Source organism: Arthrobacter sp. H41 (genome assembly GCF_000520535.1).
Lineage (GTDB): Bacteria > Actinomycetota > Actinomycetes > Actinomycetales > Micrococcaceae > Arthrobacter_D.
Map to the genome: position 1 here is coordinate 1 of NZ_KI914800.1, position 2,883 is coordinate 2,883.

The following is a 2,883-nucleotide window of genomic DNA, read 5'->3' on the forward strand; positions in this document are numbered from 1 at the left end:
GCCATGGCGGGCGAGGTCCGGGCGATTTCGGTCCGCAGGTCCTGCAGGTGGCGCGGCGGGCGGACCACCCAGCAGCAGTCCCGCAGGTAGCGCTTCACTTCACCGGTGATGGTCGGAATCGCGAAAGAAGCAAAGGGCACACCCCGTGCCGGGTTGAACCGCTGGACGGCTTTGATGAGACCGAGATAGGCGACCTGGCGGATGTCCGACGCATCAGGGCCGAATGACGAGAAGGAGCGTGCAACAGATTCAGCAAGGTCCATATGCCGCACCGCGATGTCATCCTGCAGTGCATTCTTCAGCGGAGTGGGCGCACGGTCCCCCCCGGCCGCGGAGTCCGGGAACGGTTCGGTTGCTGGAGATATCTGCATGCTGTCTACTCCGGGTCGGCGTCAACTCACTAACGCTTCCCACCAGACCATAAGCAGACTTACTACGCAATCGTTTTTTCTTTTGCACCGCGCCAAATCTTCTCATTCGTCGGTGAATGACGTATAAAGCGCCGGTGCTGCGCGGTTTTCCCGACGGAGACTGCTCGAGGGCTACTCGAGAATCGGCAGTGGTTCGGCGGGCTCGCCGGGTAGGGGCGGAACCGGCGCGAGGGCGACGACGCCGGGAGCCGCTGCCGCCGTCCAGTTCCAGCGGGGCGCACCCAGTTCCTGGATCACGATCTGCAGGTGTTTCCGCAACTCCTCGGACACGAGACCGCCGCCGGCAACAAGCGTGCGTTCGATATCATCGGCCTTCTTCAGGACCAGCAGCCCCTCGGCCGTGATCGAGACGAGGTGGGACCGGCGGTCGAGGTCATTGCGGACCCGCGTCACGTGGCCGCGCGTCTCGAGCCTCGAGAGGGTCTTGCCCATGGTCTGGGCCTGGACCCGGACGATCTGGGCGAGGCCCGCCTGGGTCATGGCACCCTGTGCGGCCAGCACTCCGAGGGCAATCACTCCGGCGTGCGTGACACCGATGTCCACCAGCCGCTCGTTCCAGGCATGCTCGACCAGGCGCGCCGCCGTCGTCAGCAGCCTGCCGGTTGGCCATTGCTCCAGATCGGGCATATAACCGTGCACTTCCTCTCGCTTTTGGACTTGCGCTCCCCAGCGACGCCGATCCTCCACCCCCTATGATAGCTAAGCTGGCTGATATTTTTTCGGCCGGCCCGAATCAGCCGACTCATCAACCGACATACCAAGGAGTGCTAATGACACAACGACTGTCACCCGGGGATCGTGCTCCCGACTTCTCACTGGCCGACGCCGACGGCAATCGGGTCGATCTTGCGGGGGAACGGGGCAACAAGGTGGTCGTCTACTTCTACCCTGCCGCGGCGACTCCCGGCTGCACCACCCAGGCCTGCGACTTCCGGGACAACCTCGCCGGTCTCGCCGCCGCAGGCTACAAGGTCCTGGGCGTGTCACCGGACCCGCAGGACAAGCTCAAGGCGTTCGTGGAGCAGGAGCACCTGACGTTCCCACTGCTCTCCGACGAGGATCACGCGGTGGCCGATGCCTGGGGCGCCTGGGGCGAGAAGAACAACTACGGCAAGGCATCCGTTGGACTGGTCCGCTCCACAGTCGTCCTCGACGAGGATGGCGTCGTCTCACTGGCCCAGTACAACGTGAAGGCCACCGGGCACGTCGCGAAGCTCCGCCGCGACCTCGGCCTCGACTGATTTCCACGTACACTGGATCCTGACGTTTTCGGCGGGAGCGGATTTTTCCTCCCGGAACGACGTCGGCGCGAGTGGCGGAATTGGCAGACGCGCTGGATTTAGGTTCCAGTGTCTTCGGACGTAGGGGTTCAAGTCCCCTCTTGCGCACAGGATAGGGCCCCGCCGGAAGCATCCGGCGGGGCTTTTCATGTCAGACCCCCATCGAGTGCGCAGCATCGACGGCTATCCGGCCCGGAGACCGTCAGTGCTGCGCACTCGTTCAGTTCTGCAGGGATGACTTCTCCGACGTGTAGAAAAACTTTTCGCCCATCCACCCATCCTCCTTTCCGGCGCGTCCGAAGTACCTCCTGAGACATCAACACGATGTGTTTCACAAATTCGTTCACCGACTTCAGGCTCCCGCCGGGTCACGTCTAGGAGAAATCTCATGGAACTCACCAAGCGCAGGAATCTTTCAATCCTCTCTCTCGCAGCAGTGTCGATGTTCGGCCTTGCGGCCTGCGGCGGTGGCGAGGAAGCAGCAACCGGAACCGAGACGGAGGCCGCCGAATCAGCGGCCCCTGAGTCGATGACGCCGGAAGCCTCCGAGATGGCCACCGGGGAAGCCACCGACATGGCCACCGACGGGGCAATGGACCCGGCAGCAAACCTCGTGGGCCCCGGCTGCGCCGGCTACGCCGAGCAGGTTCCCGACGGCGCCGGATCGGTTGCCGGAATGGCCCAGGATCCCGTAGCAACCGCTGCGTCGAACAACCCCATCCTCACGCAGCTCACCGCTGCCGTCTCAGGCCAGCTGAACCCTGACGTCGACCTCGTCGACACGCTCAACAGCGACGAGTTCACCGTCTTCGCCCCCGTCGACGAGGCCTTTGCCGCCCTTCCCGCCGAGACCGTCGAGACCCTGAAGACCGACGCCGATATGCTCTCCAGCATCCTGACCTACCATGTGGTTCCCGGCCAGATCACGCCGGCAGAGCTCGAGGGCACCACCCAGACGACCGTCCAGGGCGGCGACGTCGAAGTGACCGGTTCCGGTGACGAGCTCATGGTCAACGGTGCAAGCGTGATCTGCGGCGGCGTCCAGACCGCCAACGCCACCGTGTACCTGATCGACACTGTCCTCACCCCTCCGGCAGCACAGTAGTAGGGACCTCCCTGGTCCGACTCCTCTAACGTCGTTCAGGGATCAGAAGCGGGCCTTCGCACCGACG

At 64.1% G+C, this 2,883-nt stretch carries 4 protein-coding genes and 1 tRNA gene; 3 read left to right on the forward strand and 2 right to left on the reverse strand.

Going from position 1 to position 2,883, the window contains the following annotated elements:
- Both Y705_RS0110240 and Y705_RS19045 read right to left on the reverse strand, forming a co-directional pair.
- A partial coding sequence (locus tag Y705_RS0110240) for a sigma factor (RefSeq protein ID WP_026532785.1) occupies window positions 1–371 on the reverse strand: 371 nt, incomplete at its 3' end.
- Window positions 372–542: 171 nt separating this feature from the next.
- On the reverse strand, window positions 543–1,058 hold the full coding sequence (locus Y705_RS19045) for a MarR family winged helix-turn-helix transcriptional regulator (RefSeq protein WP_081737964.1): 516 nt from the start codon (window positions 1,056–1,058) through the stop codon (window positions 543–545).
- A gap of 143 nt (window positions 1,059–1,201) precedes the next feature.
- Here Y705_RS19045 and bcp point away from each other — a divergent pair, with 143 nt between their 5' ends.
- The 3 genes from bcp to Y705_RS0110260 all read left to right on the forward strand — a co-directional run bounded on the left by bcp (window position 1,202) and on the right by Y705_RS0110260 (window position 2,816).
- Window positions 1,202–1,672 (forward strand): thioredoxin-dependent thiol peroxidase, encoded by a 471-nt coding sequence (gene bcp / locus Y705_RS0110250; RefSeq protein ID WP_026532786.1) that lies wholly within the window; start codon window positions 1,202–1,204, stop codon window positions 1,670–1,672.
- A gap of 65 nt (window positions 1,673–1,737) precedes the next feature.
- A tRNA-Leu gene (locus tag Y705_RS0110255) sits at window positions 1,738–1,819 on the forward strand.
- Between the two features lie 280 nt (window positions 1,820–2,099).
- Window positions 2,100–2,816, forward strand: coding sequence for a fasciclin domain-containing protein (locus tag Y705_RS0110260; RefSeq protein ID WP_026532787.1), 717 nt, complete (start codon window positions 2,100–2,102; stop codon window positions 2,814–2,816).
- Window positions 2,817–2,883: the final 67 nt, after the last annotated feature.